Genomic DNA, 25,033 nt, shown 5'->3' with positions numbered 1-25,033 from the left:
GCCGGGCGCAGGGTTAGTGCGTCGATGGATGCCACTGGTGCCCCGGCGGGATCGGCCAGCGTGAGTGAGATGGTGTCCGTGCCGGTCCGTCGCAGTCGCACCCGCAGGTGTGTAGCACCGGTGGCGTGTAGGGAGATCCCGTTCCACGAGAACGGCATCCGGTTAACAGGCTCGTCGAAGCCGGTGAACACCGCCGGGTGCAGGGCTGCGTCGAGGAGTGCTGGGCCCGCCACGGAACACCCACCGCAGGCACCAGCCCGTCACCAGCCGGGACCCGCGCCAACCGGGCCGCGAGCACCTCACCACCACGAACCACGGCCTGCGGCTCACCGGAGCCCACGGCCACCGCGATCGCCCCGGCAGAAACGGTATCCCCATCGACATCGACAAGCCCGAACCTGCCCGGATGCTCCACCTGCGCCGAACGCACCAACCCCCACACCCCGGAAGCAGCAAGATCCGACACACCACGAACAGCACCAGCAGTCACAAACACCGCTCGCACCCCAGCGAACCGGGAGTCGGACAACCAGCCAGCAGCCCGGTGTCCCGCAGCCTGTTGATCGGGATGCTCTGGAGCACGCGACGCACTCGGTCGTCGCCGGTGCTGTCGTCCTGGTCACCGTCGCCCAGCAGCTCGTCGAGCAAGCGGTCGGCGAGCGCGGTCGGGGTCGGGTAGTCGAAGACCAGCGTCGGGGGAAGCCGCAGGCCGGTCGAGGTGTTGAGGCGGTTGCGCAATTCCACCGCGGTCAGCGAGTCGAAGCCCAGTTCGGTGAAACGCTGCTCCACGCCGACCACACCGCCGTCGGCGTGTCCCAGCACGACGGCGGCCTGACCACACACCACGTCGAGCACCGCCGCGCGACGCGACGCGGCGTCGAGCACGACCAGCTGATCACGCAACGTCTCCGCACCCGGTCCGCCGGCATGCGCAACAGACCGCCGGAAGGCAGGCCGGACGAGCCCCGTGAAGACCGACGGGATTTCCGGCTGGCTCCGGAGCGCGCGGAAATCCAGTGGGGTCACGACCACGGCGGCATCGGCAAGGCCGGTGGCCGTGTCGAACAGCGCCAGGCCCTGCTCGGTGGACATCGGCGGCATCCCGGAACGCGCCATCCGACGAAGATCCGCTTCACCAAGATGCCCGGTCATCCCGCTGCGCTGATCCCACATCCCCCACGCGAGCGACTGACCCGGCAACCCGAGACTCTGACGATACTCGGCCAGCGCATCCAAAAACGTGTTCGCCGCCGCGTAATTACCCTGCCCAGCACCACCGAACACCCCCGCAACCGAGGAAAACATCACAAACGCGGAAAGATCGCAATCGCGGGTCAGCTCATGCAGATTCCAGGCCGCATCCACCTTTGGCCGTAACACGACATCCAGGCGTTCCGGAGTCAACGACTCGATCACACCATCATCCAGCACCCCAGCAGCGTGAACTACCGCCGTCAACGGATGCTCCACCGGAACCGACCCGAGCACCCCAGCCAACGCGTCAAGATCGGCGACATCACACGCGACAACACCAACCTCCGCGCCATACGCGGCCAACTCCGCGACCAACTCGGCCCCGCCACCACGGCGACTGACCAACAACAAACGCCGCACCCCATGCTCAACGACCAGATGACGAGCCAGCAGCGCACCCAAACCACCCGTGCCACCGGTAATCAACACCGTGCCACGCCCACCGGCATCCAACCGCCACAGGCTCCGCACCCCGTGCTCCACAACCAGATGCCGCGCCACCAACCGCCCCAACCCACCGGTACCCCCAGTGATCAACACAGTGCCATCCCGATCCCACGGCACCGGCACGGTCAGCACGATCTTGCCGACATGACGGGCCTGGCTCATGAACCGGAACGCCTCGACCACCCGGCGCACATCCCAGCTCCGCAGCGGCAACGGCCGCACCGCACCCGCGTGAAACAGCTCCACCAGATCCGCCAGCATGGCCTGCATCCGGTCAAGCCCGGCCTCGAACAGGTCGAACGCCCGATAGGCCACGTCAGAGACCGCACGCACATCGGTCTTGCCCATCTCCAGGAACCGGCCACCCGGCGCCAGCAACCGCAACGACGCGTCCACGAACTCACCGGCCAGCGAGTTCAGCACCACATCAACACCACGACCGCCGGTGACCTCACCGAACCGCTGCTCGAACTCCACCGTCCGCGATGACGCGATGTGATCATCCGGAACACCCAGCTCACGCAGACTGTCCCATTTAGACGGACTCGCCGTCGCGAAAACCTCAGCACCCCACCACCGCGCCAGCTGAATCGCGGCCATGCCGACACCACCCGCGCCGGCATGCACCAGAACCGACTCACCAGGACGAAGCCCGGCCAGATCCTTCAAACCGTAGTACGCGGTCATGAACACCACAGGAACCGTGGCCGCGTCCTCAAACGACCACCCAGCCGGCACCTTCACCAGCAACCGCTGATCAGACACCACCAACGAACCAAGACCGCCTTCAAAGATCCCGAACACCCGATCACCAGGCACGAACCCGGTCACCCCAGGACCAACCTCCAGCACAACCCCGGCACCCTCCAAACCCACCAAGCGGTTATCACCGGGATACATACCCAACACCGTCAGCACATCCCGGAAATTCACCCCAGCCGCACGCACACCAACCCGCACCTGACCCGCACCCAACACCCCAGCCAACTCCGGCGCGGGCACCACCACAAGATTCTCCAACGTACCCTTAACACCAAGATCCAACCGCCACGGAACATCACCCGCAGACAACGTCAGACCGTCTGCGACGGCGCGCGCCAACCGGCCGACCCGGATCTCCCCGCCACGCACGACGGCCTGAGGTTCGGCCAGTGCCACCGCCCCCGGCAGGGCTTCGAGAGAAGCGTCTTCCGAGTCGAGGTCTACCAGCCCGAAACGGCCAGGGTTCTCGGTCTGGGCAGAGCGGACGAGTCCCCACACCGGGGCGGCCGCGACGTCCACGGGTTCGCCGCCGGCAACGGCGTTCCGGGTCACGAACACCGCGCACGCGTCGGCGAAGCGCGGGTCCGCGAGCCAAGCTTGCACCAAGCTCAGCACTTCGGAAGTCACCGCGCGCGCAGCGGCCGGAACCTCAATGGGATCGCTCGTGACCGGGATCAACACCGACTCGGGCACAGGCAGGCCAGCGTCGATCGCCGCGCCCAGCGCGGCCAGGTCCTCATAGGATTCGGAACCGGGCAGGGTGAGCTCGCCGAGCACAGCCGCCGTACCAGGGGCCCCGGCGGGCATTGGCGTCCAGTCCAGCCGGAACAACGCGTCCGGACCTGTCTGGGTGCTCGACAGACCGGCCAGGTCGACCGGGCGCAGCGTCAGTGACTCCACCGAAGCGACCGGCTGACCGAGCTGGTCGGACACCTCAAGCGACACGGCATCTTCGCCGGACCGGCTCACCCGCACCCGCAACGCCGAAGCACCGTTGGCATACAGGGAAACCCCGCTCCACAAGAACGGCAGCCGTCCGCCTCCGGTCTCGGCCAGACCGGCGAGCACCGCGGACTGCACGGCCGCGTCAAGCAGCGCCGGGTGCAGGCCGAACCCGCTCGTGTCGACCACACCCGGATCGACTTCGGCGAAGATCTCTTCGCCGCGCTGCCATACCGAAGCGAGACCCTGGAACGCCGGGCCGTAGGCGAATCCGGCCTCGGCGAAGCGTTCGTAGAACCCGTCGAGGGTGACCGGCTCCGCCCCCTCGGGCGGCCACACGGTGAGGTCGAAAGCAGCGGGCCTCCCTGCGGATGCCAGGACTCCGCTGGCGTGCCGGGTCCAGCCGTCGTCGGTGGCCGAGTGCACGGCCACCGCGCGCAGCCCGGACTCGTCGGGGGCGTCCACGACCACCTGCACCGCGACCGGCTCCTGTCCTGGCAGCACTAGCGGCGCTTCCAGGGTGAGTTCCTCGACCCGGCCGCAGCCCGCTTCATCGGCGGCCCTGATCACCAGTTCCAGGAACGCCGTGCCGGGCAGCAACACCGTGTCCGCGACGGCGTGGTCGGCCAGCCACGGGTACAGAGCGGCCGACAGCCGGGTCGTCAGCAGGAACCCGCCGGAGCCGGGAAGTTCCACGGTGGCGCCCAGCAGCGGGTGTTCGGCGGAGCGCAACCCCAGTGCTGAGGCGTCGCCGGCGGCGAGCTTTGGCTTGGGCCAGAACCGCTCGTGCTGGAAGGCGTACGTCGGCAGTTCCACCCGGCGACCGCCCGCGAACAGCACCGGCCAGTCGGGATTGATCCCGTGGACGTACAGCTCCCCGAGTGCTGCCACGATCGCGGCTTCCTCACCGCGGTCCTTGCGCAGCAACGGCACCGCGGTGGCATCGGCCAGGTTCTCCTGGACCATCGCGGACAGCACACCGTCAGGGCCCAGTTCGACGAACGTGGTGACACCAGCTGCTTCGAGCGCGTGCACACCATCGGCGAAGCGGACCGTCTCCCGGACGTGGCGGACCCAGTATTCCGGGTCGCTCCACTCGTCGGTCACCAGTGCGCCGGTCACCGTCGATACCGCCGAAATCGTCGGCCGTCCGAACGAAAGTCCTTCGATGACCCGGCGGAAATCGTCCAGCATCGGGTCCATCAGGGCGGAGTGGAACGCATGGCTGACGTTCAACCGGCGGGTCCGGAAACCGTCAACCGACGACACCGCTGCTTCGGTCCCGGCGATCACCAGCGAATGCGGGCCGTTCACCGCCGCCAGTGACACGCCATCGGGCAGCGGTGGCAAGTCCGCCTCCGAAGCCTGGACCGCCACCATCACACCACCGGCCGGCAACGCCTGCATCAGACGGCCACGAGCGGACACCAGCACACAAGCGTCCTCAAGGGACAGCACACCGGCGACATGCGCCGCCGCGATCTCACCGATCGAATGCCCCGCCACGAAATCGGGGATGACGCCCCAGGACTCCAGCAACCGGAACAGAGCCACTTCCAGCGCGAACAAAGCCGGCTGCGTGAACTCGGTTTGCCCGAGCAGCTCCTCGTTGTCGAGCACCGGATTGCCGAGCCGATCGGACACGGCGTCGAAGGCCTCGGCGAACACCGGGAACCGGGCGTAGAGCTCCTGCCCCATCCCCACCCGCTGACTGCCCTGACCGGCGAACACGAACGCCGTCCGGACCGCATCCCGGGTGAATCCCTCGAACACGCCCGCGGCGGGCACCCCCTCAGCGAGCGAGCGCAGACCGTCCAGATCGCCGACAGCCGCACGATGCTCGAACACCGCCCGCTTGGTGGCCAGCGAGAAACCGACGTCGAACGGGTGTTGCCCGTCCACGAACGACACCAGACGCGCGGCCTGCTCACGCACGGCCTGCGGCGACTTACCGGACAGAACCCACGGCACCACAGTGGATACCGTCTCGGCTACCTCGGCCGGTTCGGTTGCGGGCGCGGCCTCGATGATCACGTGTGCGTTGGTGCCACTGATCCCGAACGAGGACACCCCGGCCCGGCGCGGACGCCCCGCCTGCGGCCAGGACACCGACTCGGTCACCAACTCCACCGCGCCACCGGCCCAGTCCACATGCGAAGACGGCTGATCCACATGCAACGTCCGGGGCACCACCCCATGCCGCATCGCCATGACCATCTTGATGATCCCCGCCACCCCCGCCGCCGCCTGCGTATGACCGATGTTGGACTTGACCGACCCCAACCACAGCGGCCGGTCCCGGTCCCGATCCTGTCCATAGGCGGCTATCAGAGCCTGCGCCTCGATCGGATCACCAAGCCGCGTACCCGTTCCATGCGCCTCCACAGCGTCCACATCGGACGCCGACAGCCCCGCACTCGTGAGCACCTGCTGAATGACCCGCTCCTGGGCCAGCCCGTTCGGGGCCGTCAATCCGTTCGACGCACCGTCCTGATTCACCGCGCTACCACGAACAACCGCCAGTACCCGATGCCCGTTCCGCCTGGCGTCTGACAGCCGCTCCAGCAACACCAAACCGGCACACCGGAGCCCTCGGACCACCCCGTGCCATCAGCCGCCTCTGCGAACGACTTACACCGGCCATCAGGCGACAACGCCCGCTGACGGCTGAAGGAAATGAACGCACCCGGCGTGGACATCACCGTGACCCCACCCGCCAACGCCAGGTCACACTCCCCCGACCGCAACGCCTGAGCCGCAAGATGCAACGCCACCAACGACGACGAACACGCCGTATCCACCGTCACCGCCGGCCCCTCAAACCCAAACTGGTAAGCCAACCGCCCCGACACCACACTGCCCGCGCTGCCGATTCCCAGATAGCCCTCGACATCACGCGGGAACTGCACCAGCGAGGACAAGGTGTAGTCGTGGTAGATCGAACCGACGAACACACCACCCCGGCTGCCCCGCAGCGAGGTCGGGTCGATCCCCGCACGCTCGAACGCCTCCCACGACGTCTCCAGCCAACAACCGCTGCTGCGGATCCGTCGCCAACGCCTCACGCGGCGAAATCCCGAAGAAATGGGGGTCGAATTCCGCTGCCTCATGCAGGAAACCGCCCGCCCGCGTGTACGAGGTCCCCCAATTGTCCGGGTCCGGGTTGTACAACCCTTCGAGATCCCAGCCGCGATCGGTGGGGAAGCCGGTGACCCCGTCCTGGCCGGTGGCCACCAGATCCCACAGGTCTTCGGGCGAAGTCACCCCACCTGGGAACCGGCACGCCATGCCGACGATCACGATCGGATCGTCCGTGGCCGGGGCACTGGCCCGCACAGGGGTCGGCACCGCCGGCTCGCTGCCGGTGATCTCGGCCAGCAGGAACTCGGCCAGCAGTCCGGGGGTGGGGTAGTCGAAGATCAGCGTCGAGGGCAGGGACAGCCCGGTTTCCGCGGTTAACCGGTTCCGCAGCTCGACGGCGGTCAGCGAGTCGAAGCCCACCTCCCCGAACGCCTGTCCGATATCGATCGCCGTCGCGCTCGAATGCCCGAGCACCGCCGCGGCCTGTCCACGGACCAGGTCCAGCACGGCCGTCGCCCGGGTCTCGGAGACGTCGGCCCTCGCGAGCCGGTCCAGCAAGGTTCCCGGTCGCGCCACATCTGCAGCTGCCGAGCGGCGCAGCGGCGCATGCACCAGGCCACGCAGCACCGGTGGGATCTGTGGCTGGCGTCGCACGACGCGGGCGTCCAGGCGCATTGCGACCACCACGCCCGATTCCGCGGCGGCGAGGTCGAACAGCGCCAGGCCCTGGTCGTGGCTCAGCGGCGGGAAGCCGGCACGGTCCATCCGGCGGATGTCCGATTCGGCGAGCCCGGCGGTCATCCCGCCGGAGGGCATCCAGGCACCCCAGGCAAGCGACAGCGCCGGAAGGCGAAGCCCGCGCCGATACTGGGCCAGGCCGTCGAGGAAGGTGTTCGCTGCCGCGTAGCTGCCTTGCCCCGCGTTCCCGAAAACCCCGGCGGCCGAGGAGAACAGGATGAACGCCGCGAGGTCGAGGTCCCGCGTCAGCTCGTGCAGGTGCCAGGCCGCGTCGGCCTTTGAGCGCAGGACGGTATCCAGGCGCTCGGGTGTAAGAGCGTCGAGGCGCTCGGGTGTAAGAGCGTCGAGGACGCCGTCGTCGAGCACCCCGGCGGCGTGGATCACCGCGGTCAACGGGTGCTCGGCGGGGATCGACGCGAGGACCTCGGCGAGCGCATCGCGGTCGGCGGCGTCGCAGGCCACCACCCGGACCTCGGCACCGAGCTCGGTCAGCTCCGCGACCAACTCGACGGCCCCAGCCGCTTCGCTACCGCTGCGGCTCAGCAGCACCAGGTTTCGCACTTCGCGTTCGGCCACGAGGTGCCGGGCGAGCAGCCCGCCAAGGCTGCCGGTTCCACCCGTGATCAGCACCGTCCCGTCGAGGTCCCAGTGCGGCGCCGAGTATCCCGCTGGAATCCGCGCCAGCCTGCCGACCCGGATCTCGCCGTCACGCACCACGGCCTGCGGCTCGCCCGAAGCGGCAGCCATCGGCAACACGGCCAGTGATTCCGCTTCGCCGTCGAAGTCGATCAGCGTGAACCGGTTCGGGTGCTCCGACTGCGCCGTACGCACCAGGCCCCACACCGAGGCGGCGACGACGTCGAGCAGATCCCCGACGGGCAGCGCGCCCTGTGTCACGAACGCCATCCGCGAACCCGAGAACCGGACGTCGGCCAGCCAGGTCCGCATCAGCCCGAGCACTTCGGCGGTCGCCGCCCGCACGGCGCCTGGCACGTCGGCCAGCTCAGTCTCGAGCGGGACGTAGACGGTGCCGGGCACGGCCATGCCGTCGTCCACCGCGGCCGTCAGTTCGGCGAGGTCGGAGAACGAGGTCACGCCGGGCGCGCCCTGGTCCTCGCCAAGCACGATCACCGGTTCGCCGGGAATCCCGGCATCGGCGTCCAGCGGCACCCAGTCGAGCCGGAAGAGCGAGTCCCGTCCCACTTTCACGGCCGGGCTGCCGGACACGCCGACGTCGACGGGACGCAAGATCAGCGACTCCACCGACAGCACCGGCTGACCGAGCTGGTCGGAAACTTCGAGTGCGAGCCGGTCCGCGCCGAGCGGCGTCAGCCGGACGCGCGCCGCCGGGACTCCGGCGGCGTGCGGGGTCACCCCCGTCCAGGAGAACGGGAGGCGCCCGGTTTCGCCGTCCAGCCCCGAGACGTGCAGCGCAGCGTCGAGCAGCGCGGGGTGCAGGCCGAAGGCGGCCGCGTCCGCGCGTTCGTCCTCGCCCAGCGAAATCTCGGCGAAGAAGTCCTCGCCGCATCGCCAGACCGCCCGCAGACCGCGGAAGGCCGGGCCGTAGTCGAAACCGGCTTCGGCCAGCCGATCGTAAAGCCCAGTGATGTCGACTGGCTCAGCCCCGGCCGGAGGCCAGCTGCCGCCTTCTTCGGCGGCCGGACGACCGGCTCCGGCCAATGCTCCGCTCGCGTGCCGGGTCCAGAGTTGGTCCAGGGCGTCGGACTGCCGCGCGTAGACGCTCAGCGCCCGCCGGCCGGACTCATCCGGCGCGTCCACGACCACCTGGACGGCGACGGCGATGTCCTCGGCCAAAACCACCGGGGTTTCCAGGGTCAGCTCTTCGACCCGGCCGCAGCCGACCTCTTCCCCAGCGCGGAGGGCCAGTTCGAGCAATGCCGTGCCGGGTAACAATACGGTCCCGGCCACGACGTGGTCTGCGAGCCAAGGATGCGACCGCACCGACAGGCTGCCGGTGAACACGTGACCGTCCGCCCCGGGAAGCTCCACCGCCGCGCCCACCATCGGGTGGTCGATCTCGCCGAGACCGAGCGCCGCCGCGTTACCGGGCCGCACGGCGGTCTTGGGCCAGTACCGTTCCCGTTGGAAGGCGTAGGTCGGTAGTTCCACCGGCACGGCGGGGGTGTCGGCGAACACCGCGGCCCAGTCCGGGGTACCCCCCACCGTCCAGATGCGTGCAAGCGCGGTAACGGCGGTTTCTTCCTCGCCGCGGTCCTCGCGCAGCAACGGGATCGCGACGGCATCAGCCAGATTCTCGTGGATCATCGCGGACAGCACACCGTCCGGGCCGAGTTCTACGAAAACTCCGGCACCGGCCGATTCAAGGGCGTGCACCCCGTCGGCGAACCGCACAGTCTCCCGGACATGGCGGATCCAGTATTCGGGATCGCCCCATTCTTCGGTTACCACCGCACCGGTCACTGTGGACACCGCGGGGATCGACGGCTGTCCGAACGAGAGGTCCGCGATGACCGCGCGGAACTCCTCCAGCATCGGCTCCATCAACGCCGAATGGAACGCATGGCTGACGTTCAACCGCCGGCTCTTGAATCCGTCCACTTGCGACACTGCTGCTTCGGTCCCGGCGATGACCATCGAACGCGGGCCGTTCACCGCCGCCAGTGACACGCCATCGGGCAGCGGTGGCAAGTCCGCCTCCGAAGCCTGGACCGCCACCATCACACCACCGGCCGGCAACGCCTGCATCAGACGGCCACGAGCGGACACCAGCACACAAGCGTCCTCAAGGGACAGCACACCGGCGACATGCGCCGCCGCGATCTCACCGATCGAATGCCCCGCCACGAAATCGGGGATGACGCCCCAGGACTCCAGCAACCGGAACAGAGCCACTTCCAGCGCGAACAAAGCCGGCTGCGTGAACTCCGTACGCCCCAAGGTCTCCTCGTCGGCTGACAAGAGGTCGAGCTCCAGCTGGGCGGCCACGGCATCGAAAGCCTCGGCGAACACCGGGAACCGGGCGTGCAGCTCGCGCCCCATCCCCACCCGCTGGCTGCCCTGACCGGCGAAGACGAACGCCGTCTTCGCGCCGCCATCGGCGATCCCGGTGAGCAGGTTCGGCGAAGCCAGGCCCGCACGGAAGTCGGCCAAGCGGGTGCCCACGACCACCGCACGATGATTGAACGGCGCTCGCGCGAGAGCCAGCGCCCTGCCTACGGACGCGGCCCCGATCTCGGGACTATCCTCCACAAAGGACAGGAGCCGCTCCGCCTGTGCGCGCAGGGCCTCTGGCGAGCGGCCGGAAAGCACCCACGGCCGGATCACGGTGTCGGTCACCGGTGCCGCTACCGGGGATTCGGGCGCCTGTTCCACGATCACGTGCGCGTTCGTCCCGCTGATACCGAACGAAGACACACCCGCGCGCCGGAGCCGGCCCGCATCCGGCCACGGCACCCGTTCCGTCGCCAGCACCACCGCGCCGCTGTCCCAATCGACCTTGCTGGAAGGCACCTCCGCGTGCAGGCTCTGCGGAACAACACCACGCCGCATCGCCATTACCATCTTGATAATCCCCGCCACGCCCGCCGCGGCCTGGGTGTGCCCGAAGTTCGACTTGACCGACCCGAGCAGCAGCGGACGGTCCGCCGGGCGCCCCTGGCCGTAAGTGGCGAGCAGCGCCTGCGCTTCGATCGGGTCGCCGAGGGTCGTACCCGTCCCGTGCGCCTCTACCACGTCAACATCGACCCCGGCGAGGCCGGCGGCGGTCAGCGCCTGCCGGATCACCCGCTGCTGAGACGGCCCGCTGGGCGCAGTCAGCCCGTTCGACGCGCCGTCGGAGTTGACCGCGGTGCCTCGCACCACGGCCAGGACGTGGTGCCCCTTGCGCTGGGCGTCCGAAAGGCGCTCCACCACGAGGATGCCGACGCCCTCGGACCAGCTGGTGCCGTCGGCGGAATCGCTGAAGGACTTGCACCGGCCATCGGCGGAGAGCGCGCCTTGCCTGCTGAATTCGACGAACGTGCCCGGGGTGGCCATCACCGTCACTCCGCCGGCCAGCGCGAGGTCGCACTCCCCGGACCGCAGCGCCTGCCCGGCCAAGTGCAGCGCGACCAAGGAGGACGAGCACGCCGTGTCGATGGTGACGGCCGGGCCCTCCAGCCCGAATGTGTAGGCCAGGCGGCCCGACATCACGCCGCCGGCGTTGCCGGTGGCGAGGTAGCCCTCGACGTCTTCGGGAAACTCGACCGTCTTCGACGTCCCGTAGTCGTGGTAGATCACGCCGACGAAGACGCCGCTTTCACTGCCACGCAACGAGGCCGGATCGATCCCCGCACGCTCGATCGCCTCCCACGAGGTCTCCAGCAACAACCGCTGCTGCGGGTCCATTGCCAGCGCCTCACGCGGCGAGATGCCGAAGAAGCCCGCGTCGAAGTCGGCGGCGTCGTGCAGGAACCCGCCCTCACGCGCGTAACTCGTCCCACGTTCGCCGGGGTAGTCGTCGAACAGCCCGCCGATGTCCCAGCCACGGTTGTCCGGGAACCCGGAGATCCCGTCCCCGCCCGAGTTCGCCAGCTCCCAGAGCTCCTCCGGCGAAGTCACGCCACCGGGATAGCGGCAGGCCATCCCGACGATGGCGATCGGCTCCTGTTCGCCGGACTCAAGTTCCCGCAGGCGGGCGCGAGCGATCAGAAGATCGTTGGTTGCTTTCTTGAGGTAGCCACGAAGCTTCTCTTCGTTCGTCATTTCAGAGCCCTGACTGGTTGGGGAGCGGAAATCCGATGACTGGGCGAGGGAGGTGTCATTCGTCGTCCAACAGTGCGAAGAGTTCATCGTCGGTGGCGAACTCGACGGAATCACGGACGTCTTCGCTGTCCGGGGCGTCCTCGACCTTCGCGAGCAACGCCCGCAGGCGCCTCGCTATTCGTCTGCGAGCGGCGTCCTTGGGACTCGACAGCGATAACGCGTTCTCCAATCGGTCCAGTTCGAAGACGACGTCCGGCGCCGCGTCCGTCAGGACCTTGCCGAGCAAGTACTCGGCCAGCCGAACCGGGGTCGGGTGGTCGAAGGTCAGCGTCGCGGGCAGGTTGAGCCCGAGCACCGAGTTCAGGCCGTTGCGCAGCTCGAGCGCGGTGAGGGAATCCAGGCCGAGCTCCCGGAACTCACGCTCGGCCTCCACCACGGTGGCCCGGTCGTAACCGAGAACCGACGCCACCTCGGCGGTGACGATGCCGACCATGACGGTCTCGCTGTCCCGCCGATCCAGGCCGTTCAGCCGGGCGACGAGGTCGGGGGGAGCCTCGGCGGCGGTCACCGCGGAGCGCCGCGCCGGCGCGGCCACTACTCCGCGCAACAGGTGTGGCACCTCTGGAAGGGCACGGAGCACGCGGACGTCCAGAGGCACCGCCACCACCAGCGAACGGTCGCCGCCGAGAGCCGCGTCGAACATGGCCAACCCGCGTTCCGGTGCGAGCGGAGGCATGCCGGAGCGCGCGATGCGCCGCAGATCGGCTTCGGCGAGAGTCGCGGTCATCCCGCCATCGAGGTCCCACGCGCCCCACGCCAGGGACAGCCCGGGCAGGCCCTGTGCGCGTCGGTGTGCGACCAGCGCGTCGAGACCGGCGTTGGCCGCCGCGTAGTTCGCCTGTCCCGGACTGCCGAGCACCCCGGCGACCGAGGAGAACACGACGAAAGCCGACAGGTCGGACCCGCGGGTGAGCTCGTGCAAGTTCCAGGCCGCGTCGACCTTCGGCCGCAGCACCGTGTCCAGGCGTCCCGGGGTCATCGCCCCGAGAACCCCGTCGTCGAGCACCCCCGCCGCGTGGACCACCGCGGTCAGCGGGTGTTCACCGGGAATCGTGGCGAGCAGCGCGGCCACGGTGTCACGATCCGCCAGATCACCCCCTGACACCCGGACCTCGGCGCCGTGCGCGGCCAGTTCTGCCACCAGGTCCGCCGCGCCGGGAGCCAGGTCACCGCCACGGTTCGCCAGCAGCAGGTGTCGCACACCATGTCCAGTCACGAGATGCCGGGCCAGGTGCGCGCCGAGAGCACCGGTACCACCGGTGATCAGGACCGTGCCTTCGCGGTCCCAGACCTGGCTCTCAGCCCGGGGAAGCTTGACGAGTCGTCCGAAGTGGACCTTGCCGTCGACGATCCGGGCCTGCGGTTCTCCCGAGGCCAGAACACCCGCCAGGAGCTCGCGGGAAACCGGTCCGCTGTGTGCCGGAACATCGACGAGGACGAAGCGGCCGGGGTTCTCCCACTGCGCCGAACGCACCAGACCCCAGACCGCCCCCTGCCCGACGTCCGTCTCGGCGTCATGGGTCACCAGGACCATGCGGGCGTTGCCGGACCGCTCGTCGGCCAGCCACTGCTGGAGGTGGCTCAGAACGCCGGACACCGTCGCATGTATCTCGCCGGAAGGCACGCCGAGCAGCACAACTTCGGGTCTGAGCTCACCCAGCTCGGCCAGGTCCGCGCCGACCGGGACACCTTCGACGACCGGCTCGCCCAGCACCACCCAGCCGTCCCCATCGGCGACCGCGGGTACGTCGCCTGGTGTCCACTCCAGACCGAGCAACGCGTCCTGGCCGGTGGCCAGCGCAAGCCGGTTGGCCGTGAAAGGCCGCAGCACCAGGGAACCAACCGACGCGATCGGCTCGCCGGTGGTGCCGGCCACCGCGATGGACACCGAGTCAGAGCCGGTCGTGGTCAACCGGACCCGCAGCGCCGAAGCCCCGTGGGCATACAAGGAGACGTCGCTCCAGGAGAACGGCAACCGCGTGCCTTCGGCTTCGGCGAGACCCGCGAAGTCCGAGGTCTGCACCGCCGCGTCCAGCAGCGCCGGATGCAGCCCGAAGCCCGCCGCTTCGGCGCAGGCCTCCTCGGGCAGTGCGACCTCCGCGAACACCTCGTCGCCCCGCCGCCAGGCGGCCGTGAGCCCCCGGAAGACCGGGCCGTAGTTGAACCCGGCGTCGAACGCCACCTCGTCGAAAAAGCCCTCCAGATCGACCGGTTCGGCGCCGGTCGGAGGCCAGACCGACGTGTCGAACGCGGGGCCGGAACGATCGGCCGGCACCAGCACCCCGGTGGCGTGCCGGACCCACGACTGGCCGGACTGGCCGGAATCGTTGTCCGCGCGGGAGAAGACGTGCACCTGACGGCCGGCGGAGTCTTCGCCACCGACCGTCACCTGGAGCAGCACCGCACCGTTTTCCGGGAGAACCAGCGGCGCTTCCAGGGTGAGCTCGCCGATCCGGCCGTAACCGGCCTCGTCCCCGGCGCGGATGGCGAGTTCGACGAAGGCGGCGCCGGGGACGAGCACCGAGCCCGCCACGACGCGGTCCGCCAGCCACGGGTGGCTGTGCACTGAAAGCCTGCTGGTGAACACCAACCCACCGGAACCCGGGGTCTGCAGGGCCATGCCTAGCAACGGGTGCCCAGTCGCGTCGAGCCCCGGGGCCGAGCCGCCGCGCACGGGAGCGCCGTCGGGCCAGTATCGCCGGTGTTCGAAGGGGTAGGTGGGCAGGTCGATCCGGCGTGCGCCGTGGCCGTGGAACACTCCGCGCCAGTCGATGCCAACGCCGTGGACATACAGCCGGGACAGCGCGGCGGTGATGGCCTCTTCTTCACCACGGTCCTTGCGCAGGAGCGGGACCGTCAGCACGTCGGTGCCGAGGTTCTCCTGTGTCATGGCCGTGGCCGCGCCGTCCGGCCCGAGTTCGACGAACGCTGTCACGCCGAGGTCGGCGAGCAGCGTGACACAGTCGGCGAACCGGACCGCTTCGAGCACATGCCGACCCCAATAGTCTCCTGAGCACATATCGTCTCCGGCGTGGTCACCGGTCACCGTCGAGATGATCGGGATCACCGGCTCACCAAAGGACAACCCTTCCGCGATCTGACCGAACTCGTTGAGCATCGGCTCCATCAGCGGCGAGTGGAACGCGTGGCTGACATCAAGCCACCTCGTCCGCCGCCCCCGCGCCGCGAACTCCTCGGCGACCGCGGCGACCGCGCTCTGCTCGCCGGAGATCACCACTGACGCAGGCCCGTTTACCACCGCGATCGACACCCGATCAGCGACGCCCGCCAGCAGCGGAAGCACCTCCTGCTCGGTCGCCTGGACCGCGACCATCACCCCACCAGCGGGCAGCGCCTGCATCAGCCTGCCGCGCGCGCTGACCAGCCTGCCCGCGTCCGCCAGCGACAACACCCCGGCGACATGCGCCGCGGCGATCTCGCCGACCGAGTGTCCCACCAGGAAATCCGGCCGGATCCCCCACGACTCGACCAGCCGGAACAGCGCGACCTCCAACGCGAACAACGCCGGCTGGGCATACCCCGTCCGTACCAGTGATTCCGCCTCGGGCGTGCCCGCCGCGGCGAACATGATCTCGCGCAGCCCCGGCTCCAGGTGTTCGGCAACCTCGTCGAACGCGCGAGCGAACACGGGGAACCGGGCATACAGCTGACGGCCCATACCGGCACGCTGGCTACCCTGCCCCGCGAACAAGAACGCCACCCGGCCGGAGTCCCGCCGCACCGCCTCGGCCACACGGCCACCGGCCGCATAAGCTCCCAACTCGGCGAGCAGTCCCGCCCGCCCACTACCCGTCACGACCGCCCGATAGTCCAAAGCGGACCGGCTGACCGCCAAGGAATATCCCACATCGAGCGGACTCAACACGGAGTCCTCCACAAAGGACAGCAGCCTTGCCGCCTGCGCACGCACCGCTTCCGGTGTCCGCGCCGCCAACACCCACGGCACCACCGCGGGCTCGACTGGGGCGGCCTTCTCGACAACCACGGCCGGAGCCTGCTCAACGATCACATGCGCGTTGGTGCCGCTGATCCCGAACGCCGACACCCCAGCGCGACGCGGCCGCCCTGGCTCCGGCCACGCGACCTTTTCGGTCAGCAGCTCGATCGCACCGCTCGCCCAGTCAACGAACGTGGATGGTTCCGTCACGTGCAACGTCGTCGGCAGCACGCCGTGGCGGATCGCCATAACCATCTTCATGATCCCGGCGACCCCGGCGGCGGCCTGGGTGTGCCCGATGTTCGACTTAACCGACCCCAACCACAACGGCCGTTCCCGGTTCTGACCGTAGGTCGCTAGCAGCGCCTGCGCCTCGATCGGGTCACCCAGCATCGTGCCGGTGCCATGCGCCTCGACCACATCAACATCCGAGGTGGACAAGCCTGAAGCCGCGAGCGCCTGCCGGATCACCCGCTGCTGCGACGGGCCGTTCGGCGCGGTCAACCCGTTCGACGCGCCATCGGAGTTCACCGCGGAACCCCGCACCACAGCCAGCACATCATGCCCTAACAGCCGAGCCTCCGACAGCAGCTCCACCACGAGAACCCCGACGCCCTCGGCGAGCCCGAACCCGTCGGCGCTGTCGGAGAAGGCCTTGCACCGGCCGTCGACGGACAGCGCGCGCTGGCGGCTGAACTCGACGAACTCGCTGGGATCGACCATCACCGCCACGCCCCCGACCAGCGCGAACGAGCACTCGCCGCTCCGCAGCGCCTGCCCAGCCAAGTGCAGCGCCACCAGCGACGACGAGCACGCCGTGTCGACGGTGACCGCGGGCCCCTCCACCCCAAAGGTGTAGGCCAACCGCCCGGACATAACGCTCGGCGAATTCCCGGTGCCGATGTGGCCTTCGAGCTGCGCGGCGGCGGACGTTTGACTCAGCATCTCGGCGTATCCGATGGCCGAGCAACCGATGAACACCCCGCCGGAACGGCCCTTCACCGAGGTCGGGTCGATGCCCGAGCGTTCGAGAGCCTCCCACGACGTCTCCAGCAGAAGCCGTTGCTGCGGGTCTATGGCGAGCGCCTCACGCGGGGAGATCCCGAAGACCCCCGGATCGAACCCGGCCGCGTCGTCGAGGAAGCCGCCGTGTCGCGTGTAGCTGGTGCCAACGTGGTCGGGATCGCTGTGGTGCAAGCCATCCAGGTCCCAGCCGCGGTCGGTGGGGAACGGGGCGATGACGTCGGCGCCCCTGGAGACGAGATCCCACAGGTCTTCCGGCGAGTTCACGCCCCCCGGGTAGCGGCAGGCCATCCCGACGATCACCAATGGATCGTCCGAAGTGGATGGAGCGCTCCGCGTCGTCACGGGTACCGGCGCCGCGCCGCCGGTGAGCATGGCCACGAGGTGGTCCGCGAGCGAGGACGGCGTCGGGTAGTCGAAGGCCAGGCTCGCCGGCAGGCGAAGTCCGGTCGCTTCGTTCAGCCGGTTGCGGAGGTCCACGGCGGTGAGCGAGTCGAAGCCCAGCTCGCCGAAGGCACGGTCCGCTTCGACCGCATCGGGACCGTCGTACCGCAGGACGGCCGACGCCTGCGCGCGCACCAGATCCAAGACGAAGCGGGCGCGTTCCGCTTCCGGCAGTGCAGCCAGTCGTTCGCCGAGCGGAACCGTGGTGCCCGAGCTGGTCGTCGCCGAGCGCCGGACCGGATTCCTGACCAGCGAACGCAGGGCGTACGGGAGTTCGGGCCGCGCTCGTAACGCGGGCAGGTCGAGGCGGGCCGAGACGACCACGGGCTCGTCGAGTTCCGTCGCGAAGTCGAACAACGCCAGCCTCTGGTCATCGGAAAGCGGCAGCACGCCAGCTCCGGTCAGGGCAGTGTCCTGGCTCCAAGCCAGTGAGATACCAGGCAGCCCGAGGCCGCGACGGTATGCGGCAAGCGCATCCAGCCCGGCGTTCGCTGCCAGCACGGCAGCCTGTCCGCCGCCGAACAGTCCAGCCGCTGACGAGAAGAGCACGAAAGCCGACAGGTCCTGGTTCCGGGTGAGTTCATGCAGGTTCACCGCGACGCCGAGCTTCGACCGGAGCACCTCGTCCAGTCGCTCAGGGGTCAACTCCGCGACGCCGTCCTTGCTGGTCGTGTCTTCGGTGTGGAGCACGGCGGTCAGCCGCAGCGGCGAGAGGACCTCGGCCAGCGCGTCATGGTCGGCGAGGTCGCAGCCGACCACGCGGACGTCGGCACCGTGCGCGGTCAGTTCCGCGACGAGATCCGCGCCGTCCGCACCGGTACCGCCGAGCAGCACCAGGTTCCGCACACCGCGCTTCTCCACGACGTGGCGGGCGAGCAGCGCACCTGGACCCGTCGTGCCGCCGGTGATCACCACGGTGCCCTCGATGTCCCACGGCCGCGAAGACTCCGGCGGGCCCGGCACCCGGGCCAGCCTGCCGACGAGGACCTCCCCCGCACGCACCACGACCTGCGGCTCACCCGTGCTCACCGCGGCGGGCAACGCCCTCACCGAGGCGGGATCTTCGTCGATGTCGACCAGGACGAACCGGTCCGGGTGCTCCGCCTGTGCCGCGCGAACCAGGCCCCACACCGACCCCGAGGTGGCGTCGGTCTGCGCATCACGGGTGACGAAAACCAGTTTGGCGGCCGCGAACCGCTCGTCGCCCAGCCACTCCTGGATCCGGCCGAGCACCTGGCCGGCGGTTTCGTTCACCACCGGCACGAGCAGTGTTTCGGGAACCTCGCCGTCGAATGCGTCCAGCCCGGCGGCGACCGGCAGCCCGAAGCCCTCGTCGTGCAGCACGGCCCACCGCTCCACGCTGGGATACGGCTTGGTGACCGCGGCGATCCACGCCAGCCGGAACGCCCAGGCCCGGGGCGAGGCAGCCGTCACCTGCGAGACGCCCGCCGACGCCGGGCGCAGGGTTAGTGCGTCGATGGACGAGCGGGGCCGGAACCGGTCGCGCGATCCCACCCATCAACTCAGACAACAAAAACTCCGCCAGCACAAGCGGTGTCGGATAATCGAACGCCAGCGTCGCGGGCAGCCGGACCCCCGTCGCCGTCGCCAGGGCGTTGCGCAGTTCCACCGCAGTCAGGGAATCGAAACCCAGATCCCCGAACGCCTGTCCCATATCGACGGCCGTCGCGCTCGAATGCCCCAGCACCACGGCGATCTGCCCGCGCACCAGGTCGGCCATCGCCGACCCGCGAGCAGCGGGATCGAGTGCCGCGAGCCTGTCCCGCAGGGTGGCCGACCCGGCTACGCCCGTAGCCACCGAGCGCCGGACGGGGTTGCCCACCAGACCACGCAGGGCCGCCGGGACCTCGGCCGAGCTGCGCAGGCGACCGTCGAACCGCATCGCCACGACCACCGGCTCGTCGCCCCCGAGCGCCTCGTCGAACAGGGCCAGGCCCTGGTCGACCGACATCGCCGACATGCCGGCACGTTCCATCCGGCGGATGTCTGAGCTGGCGAGCCCGGCGTTCATACCGCCAGAAATCTCCCACGCGCCCCAAACCAGGGACAGCCCGGGAAGCCCGAGCCCACACCGGTACTGCACCAAGCCATCAAGGAAAGTGTTCGCCGCCGCATAGTTGCCCTGCCCCGCGGCGCCGAACGTCCCGGCAACCGAAGAGAACACAACGAAGGCCGCGAGGTCGGATTCCCGCGTCAGCTCGTGCAGGTGCCAAGCCCCATCAACCTTCGGGCGCAACACGGTATCCAGACGCGAAGGCGTCAACGTGTCGAGCACACCGTCATCAAGCACCCCCGCGGCGTGGATAACCGCTGTCAGCGGATGCTCAACCGGAACCGACCCGAGCACCTCAGCCAACGCGCCACGATCAGCGACGTCGCAGGCCACCACCCGAACTTCAGCACCACGCGCGGCCAACTCCGCGACCAACTCCGCCACGCCCTCGGCATCCGGACCTCGGCGGCTGAGCAGCAGCAGGTTCCGCACTCCACACTCAGCCACTAGGTGCCGGGCCAGCAAAGCACCAAGACCACCGGTACCGCCGGTGATCAGCACAGTCCCGTCACCGTCCCACGATCGCGCCGAGGAAACCGCCGGAAACCGCAGCAGCCGGCCAGCCCGCACCTCTCCGTCCCGCACAATGACCTGCGGCTCGCCGGCAGCCGCCGCACTCGGCAGGGCAGCCAGAGAGCCGGCGTCGGTGTCGGTGTCGATCAGCACGAAACGGTCCGGGTGCTCGGTCTGTGCTGAACGGAGGAGACCCCACGCCGAGGCGGCGACCACGTTGGTCACCTCGCCGAGCGCACCGCGCGTCACGAAGGCCGCGCGGACAGCGGCAAACCGGGGATCGGCGGCCCAAGTCCGCACTAGGTCCAGCACCCGCGTGGTCATCTCGCGCACCGCTGCGGGCGTGTCCGCCGAGCTGGATGCCAAGGGGATCAGCACCGTATCGGGTGTCGCCCCCGCGTCGAGCGCGGCACCCAGTTCAGCGAGATCCACATAGGACTCCGCGCCGGGCAGGACCAGCTCGCCCAGTACCGCGACCGCCCCAGCGGTACCCGCCGGCACGGGGATCCATTCCAGCCGGAACAGGGAATCGCGTCCCGGCAGGACCAGTGCTTCGAGATCGACCGGCCGCAGCACCAGTGATTCGATCGAGGCCACTGGCCGCCCGGTCTGGTCAGCGACGTCGATCGACGCGACGTCCGTGCCGGACCGGACCAACCGCACGCGCAACGCCGATGCGCCCGTGGCGTACAGCGAGACTCCGCTCCAGGAGAACGGCATCCGGCCTGCGGGCTCGTCGAACCCGGCGAACACCGACGCCTGCACGGCCGCGTCCAGCAGCGCCGGGTGCAGGCCGAATTCATCGGCGTCGGTTTCCTCATTCACCGAGACCTCGGCAAAGACCTCGTCGCCGCGGCACCACACCGACTTGAGTCCTTGGAATGCCGGGCCGTACACCACGCCCGAGTCGGCGAACTGCTCGTAGAACCCCGCAAGATCGACCCGATCCGCGCCCTCCGGCGGCCACACGTCGAGTTCGGCGCCGGAGGTGTGATCCCCAGGGGCGAGGATCCCGTCGGCGTGCCGGGTCCACTCGCCGTCAACCGCGTCGTCGGCGCAGGAGTAGACGCTAACCGCCCGACGGCCCGCCCCGTCCGGTCCGCCCACCACGACCTGCACCGCGACAGAGGTGTGCTCGGGCAGCACCAGTGGTGCTTCCAGGGTGAGTTCTTCGACCCGGCCGCAGCCAGCTTCGTCACCGGCCCGGATGACCAGCTCAAGGAAACCCGTTCCCGGCAGCAGGACAGCGCCCGCGACCGCGTGGTCGGCCAGCCACGGATACAACGCGACCGAGAGCCTGCTGGTCAGCAGGCGACGGCCGCGCCCAGCAAGGGGTGTGCAACGGATCGCAAGCCCAGCGCGGACGCGGCCTTGGGCACCGGCAACGCCTTCGGCCAATACCGTTCCCGCTGGAACGCGTAGGTGGGCAGCTCCACGCGCCGGCCGCCGGTCAGCACCGCGCTCCAGTCCAGTGGCACACCCGCTACGAATAGCTCACCCAACGCGGCCATGACCGCTGTCTCTTCGGGGCGGTCGCCGCGCAGCAACGGAATCGCGGTGGCTTGAACGTTGTCCTGGATCATCGAGGACAGCACACCGTCCGGGCCGAGTTCCACGAAGGTCGTGGCGCCCTCGGCTTCCAGTGCTTTCACCCCGTCGGCGAAACGCACGGTCTCCCGGACGTGGCGCACCCAGTACTCCGGTGTGCTCCATTCGTCCGTCACCAGCCCGCCGGTCACCGTCGACACCGCGGGGATCGACGGCTGCCCGAACGACAGCCCCTCGACGACACGGCGAAATTCCTCGAGCATCGGGTCCATCAGCGCCGAATGAAACGCGTGACTCACCTTCAAGCGACGGACCCGGAAACCGTCCACCTGCGACACCGCCGCCTCGGTGCCGGCGATCACCACCGACCGTGGACCATTCACCGCGGCCAGCGAAACTCCTTCGGGCAACGGCGAAAGCTCTTCTTCGCAAGCCTGCACAGCCATCATCACGCCCCCCGGAGGAAGCGCCTGCATCAAGCGAGCACGCGCGGCCAGAAGAGCACAAGCGTCGTCGAGGGACAGCACACCGGCGACATGCGCCGCCGCGATCTCGCCGATCGAATGCCCCGCGACGAAATCGGGGGCGATCCCCCATGACGCCAGCAACCGGAACAGAGCGACTTCAAGCGCGAACAACGCGGGCTGTGCGTATCCGGTCCGCGCCAGCAGCTCCTCGTCGTCAGGCACCGGAGTCCCCAGCAACGCCATGATTTCATCGAAGGCGCGAGCGAACGCCGGGAACCGGGCATACAGCGCACGCCCCATCCCCAGCCGCTGACTTCCCTGACCAGCGAACACAAACGCGGTCCGAGCCGATGCTCGGGAGAGCACGCCACCGCTCGACGAGCTGTCGGCCAGCGCGCGCAGCCCGGCCACGAGGTCATCGTGGTCACCGGCGACCGCCGCACGGTGCTCGAACACCGACCGCGCCGTGGCCAGCGAGAAGGCGATGTCGGCGGGCCGCTGTCCAGCTACCACGGACAGCAGTCGCGCAGCCTGGTCACGCACCGCCTGCGCGGACTTACCCGACAGGACCCACGGCACAATCTCCGCGGCCGGCTCTACCGTGACAGCCTCGGCTCGTGATCCCCCCTCGATGATCGCGTGCGCGTTGGTGCCGCTGATCCCGAATGAGGACACCGCGGCTCGGCGTGCGCGGCCCGTCTCTGGCCAAGGCTCGGCCGACGTCAGCAACCGAACGGCACCGCTCGTCCAGTCCACATGGGATGACGGTTCGTCCACATGCAGCGTCTGCGGTACCACGCCGTGGCGCATCGCCATGACCATCTTGATGACCCCAGCCAGCCCAGCCGCGGCCTGGGTGTGCCCGAGGTTCGACTTGACCGACCCGAGCAGCAACGGTCGCTCCACCGGGCGGTCCTGCCCATAGGTGGCAAGCAGCGCCTGCGCCTCGATCGGGTCGCCGAGAGTCGTTCCGGTGCCGTGCGCTTCGAGCACGTCGATGTCGGCGGGAAGCAGCGCGGAAGCCGCCAGCGCCTGCCGGATGACTCGCTGCTGCGAAGGTCCGTTGGGCGCGGTGAGCCCGTTGGACGCACCATCGGAGTTCACTGCGGTCCCGCGAACCACGGCGAGCACGTCGTGCCCGAGACGCCGGGCGTCGGACAACCGCTCGACAATGAGCATGCCAACGCCCTCGGACGGTCCGAATCCGTCGGCGGCCTCCGAGAACGCCTTGCAGCGGCCGTCCGGGGAAAGCCCGCCCTGACGGCTGAACTCCACGAAGCTCTCGGGTGTGGCCAGCACCGTCACCCCGCCGACCAACGCGAATGAGCACTCGCCCGCCCGCAGCGACTGACCCGCGAGGTGCAAGGCGACCAGCGAAGACGAACACGCCGTGTCCACCGTGACAGCCGGTCCCTCGAGACCGAAGATGTAGGCCAGCCGTCCGGACATCACGCTGGAGTAACTACCTATGCCGATGTGCCCGGCGAGCCGCTCTGCGGCGCGGGTCTGGTTCAGCGATTCGGCGTAGCCCGACTGGAAGGCGCCGACGAACACCCCGCCAGTGCTTCCCTTGACCGTGGCGGGGTCGATGCCGGCACGCTCGAACACCTCCCACGACGTCTCCAGCAGCAACCGCTGCTGCGGGTCCATAGCGAGCGCTTCCCGCGGGGAGATCCCGAAGAAGGCGGGGTCGAAGTCCGCTGCGTCGGGCAGGAAACTGCCCGCTCGCGGGCAGCTCACCTCGTGCTCGCCCTGGTCGGTGTCGAGCAGGGGCGTGAGGTCCCAGCCACGGTCATCCGGGAGCTCGGAGACGACGTCGCGGCCGTCGGAGACCAGCTGCCACAGTGCCTCCGGCGAGGTCACTCCGCCGGGGAAACGGCACGACATGGCCACGATCGCGATCGGTTCGTTCGCGGCGGCGGAGAGCTTTTGGTTCTGCGAGCGCAGCCAGTCGGTTTCCTTGATGGAAGCCCGCAGTGCCTTGAGGAGCCTGTCGTCAGAGCTGGTCATCGCGGTCCCGTGTCTCCTTGATCGCGTCGCCGAATCCCGCGGTGTCCGCTTCGGACCCCCCGTCGAAGCCGGTCCCGTCCGCGCGGTCGAGCACCATGCTGATCAGGGCGTCGGCGTCCATCTCGTCGACCGAGACCGGTCGGCTGCCCGCCTCGGCGGCCGTCGGTTCGTCCCTCTCCCCGACGAGTTCGAGCAGCCGGTCCAGCAGCCCGGTGTCCCGCAGCCTGTTGATCGGGATGCTCTGGAGCACGCGACGCACTCGGTCGTCGCCGGTGCTGTCGTCAGCGGGGACCTCGGGGCCCAGCTCGTCGAGCAAGCGGTCGGCGAGCGCGCCTCGATCGGATCCCCGAGCCCGGTACCGGTCCCGTGCGCCTCCACGACATCCACATCGGACGCCGACAGCCCCGCATCCGCCAGCGCCTGCCGGATCACCCGCTGCTGCGACGGACCATTCGGCGCGGTCAACCCATTCGACGCACCATCCGAATTCACCGCACTGCCACACACCACCGCCAACACCTCATGCCCCCACCGCCGCGCATCCGACAACCGCTCCACCACCAACACGCCGGCACCCTCACCCCACCCGGTGCCATCCGCAGCGGCCGCAAACGACGCTCCACCACCAACACCCCAACACCCTCCGACCACCCCGTCCCATCAGCCGCCTCCGCGAACGACTTACACCGGCCATCACGCGACAACCCCCGCTGACGACTGAAATCCACAAACACACCCGGCGTCGACATCACCGTCACCCCACCCACCAACGCCAGATCACACTCCCCCGACCGCAACGCCTGACCAGCAAGATGCAACGCCACCAACGACGACGAACACGCATCCCGCTCCTGCCCATACGTGGCCAGCAACGCCTGCGCCTCGATCGGATCACCCAACCTCGTACCCGTGCCATGCGCCTCCACCACATCAACATCCGAGACCGACAAACCCGAGACCGCCAGCGCCTGCCGGATCACCCGCTGC

General features: G+C 69.2%; 6 protein-coding genes and 4 pseudogenes. All 10 read right to left on the bottom strand.

Annotated features, from left to right (window positions below):
* Positions 1–233: polyketide synthase dehydratase domain-containing protein (locus tag SSPN_RS53410; protein WP_010316567.1), on the bottom strand; the 233-nt coding region annotated here is incomplete at its 3' end.
* 110 nt (positions 234–343) lie between these two features.
* Positions 344–466: pseudogene (locus tag SSPN_RS63210) on the bottom strand (SpnB-like Rossmann fold domain-containing protein); the annotation flags it as partial.
* A gap of 20 nt (positions 467–486) precedes the next feature.
* A complete protein-coding gene (locus tag SSPN_RS62375) occupies positions 487–5,877 on the bottom strand; it encodes a type I polyketide synthase (RefSeq protein WP_337466406.1) in 5,391 nt (1,796 codons plus the stop codon).
* Positions 5,878–5,900: 23 nt separating this feature from the next.
* A complete protein-coding gene (locus tag SSPN_RS62370) occupies positions 5,901–6,380 on the bottom strand; it encodes a polyketide synthase (protein ID WP_337466407.1) in 480 nt (159 codons plus the stop codon).
* A pseudogene (locus SSPN_RS62365) lies at positions 6,298–11,949 on the bottom strand (type I polyketide synthase); the annotation flags it as partial. The gene SSPN_RS62370 and the pseudogene SSPN_RS62365, both read right to left, overlap by 83 nt.
* 55 nt (positions 11,950–12,004) lie before the next feature.
* On the bottom strand, positions 12,005–18,868 hold the full coding sequence (locus tag SSPN_RS61290; RefSeq protein ID WP_420188851.1) for an SDR family NAD(P)-dependent oxidoreductase: 6,864 nt from the start codon (positions 18,866–18,868) through the stop codon (positions 12,005–12,007).
* Between the two features lie 157 nt (positions 18,869–19,025).
* Positions 19,026–21,305: pseudogene (locus SSPN_RS56205) on the bottom strand (type I polyketide synthase); the annotation flags it as partial.
* A gap of 20 nt (positions 21,306–21,325) precedes the next feature.
* Positions 21,326–24,046, bottom strand: a complete 2,721-nt coding sequence (locus tag SSPN_RS56200) for a type I polyketide synthase (RefSeq protein ID WP_010316553.1) — start codon at positions 24,044–24,046, stop codon at positions 21,326–21,328.
* Positions 24,033–24,362 carry a hypothetical protein gene (locus tag SSPN_RS58150; RefSeq protein WP_010316552.1) on the bottom strand — a complete coding sequence of 110 codons (330 nt, stop codon included), beginning with the start codon at positions 24,360–24,362 and terminating at the stop codon, positions 24,033–24,035. The genes SSPN_RS56200 and SSPN_RS58150 overlap by 14 nt, the downstream gene beginning before the upstream one ends.
* Before the next feature lie 8 nt (positions 24,363–24,370).
* A pseudogene (locus tag SSPN_RS48345) lies at positions 24,371–25,033 on the bottom strand (beta-ketoacyl synthase N-terminal-like domain-containing protein); the annotation flags it as partial.

It is taken from the genome of Saccharopolyspora spinosa NRRL 18395 (assembly GCF_000194155.1).
Classification (GTDB): Bacteria; Actinomycetota; Actinomycetes; order Mycobacteriales; family Pseudonocardiaceae; genus Saccharopolyspora; species Saccharopolyspora spinosa.
Note: the sequence above shows the minus strand (reverse complement) of the source record. Positions and strands in the feature narration are given on the sequence as shown.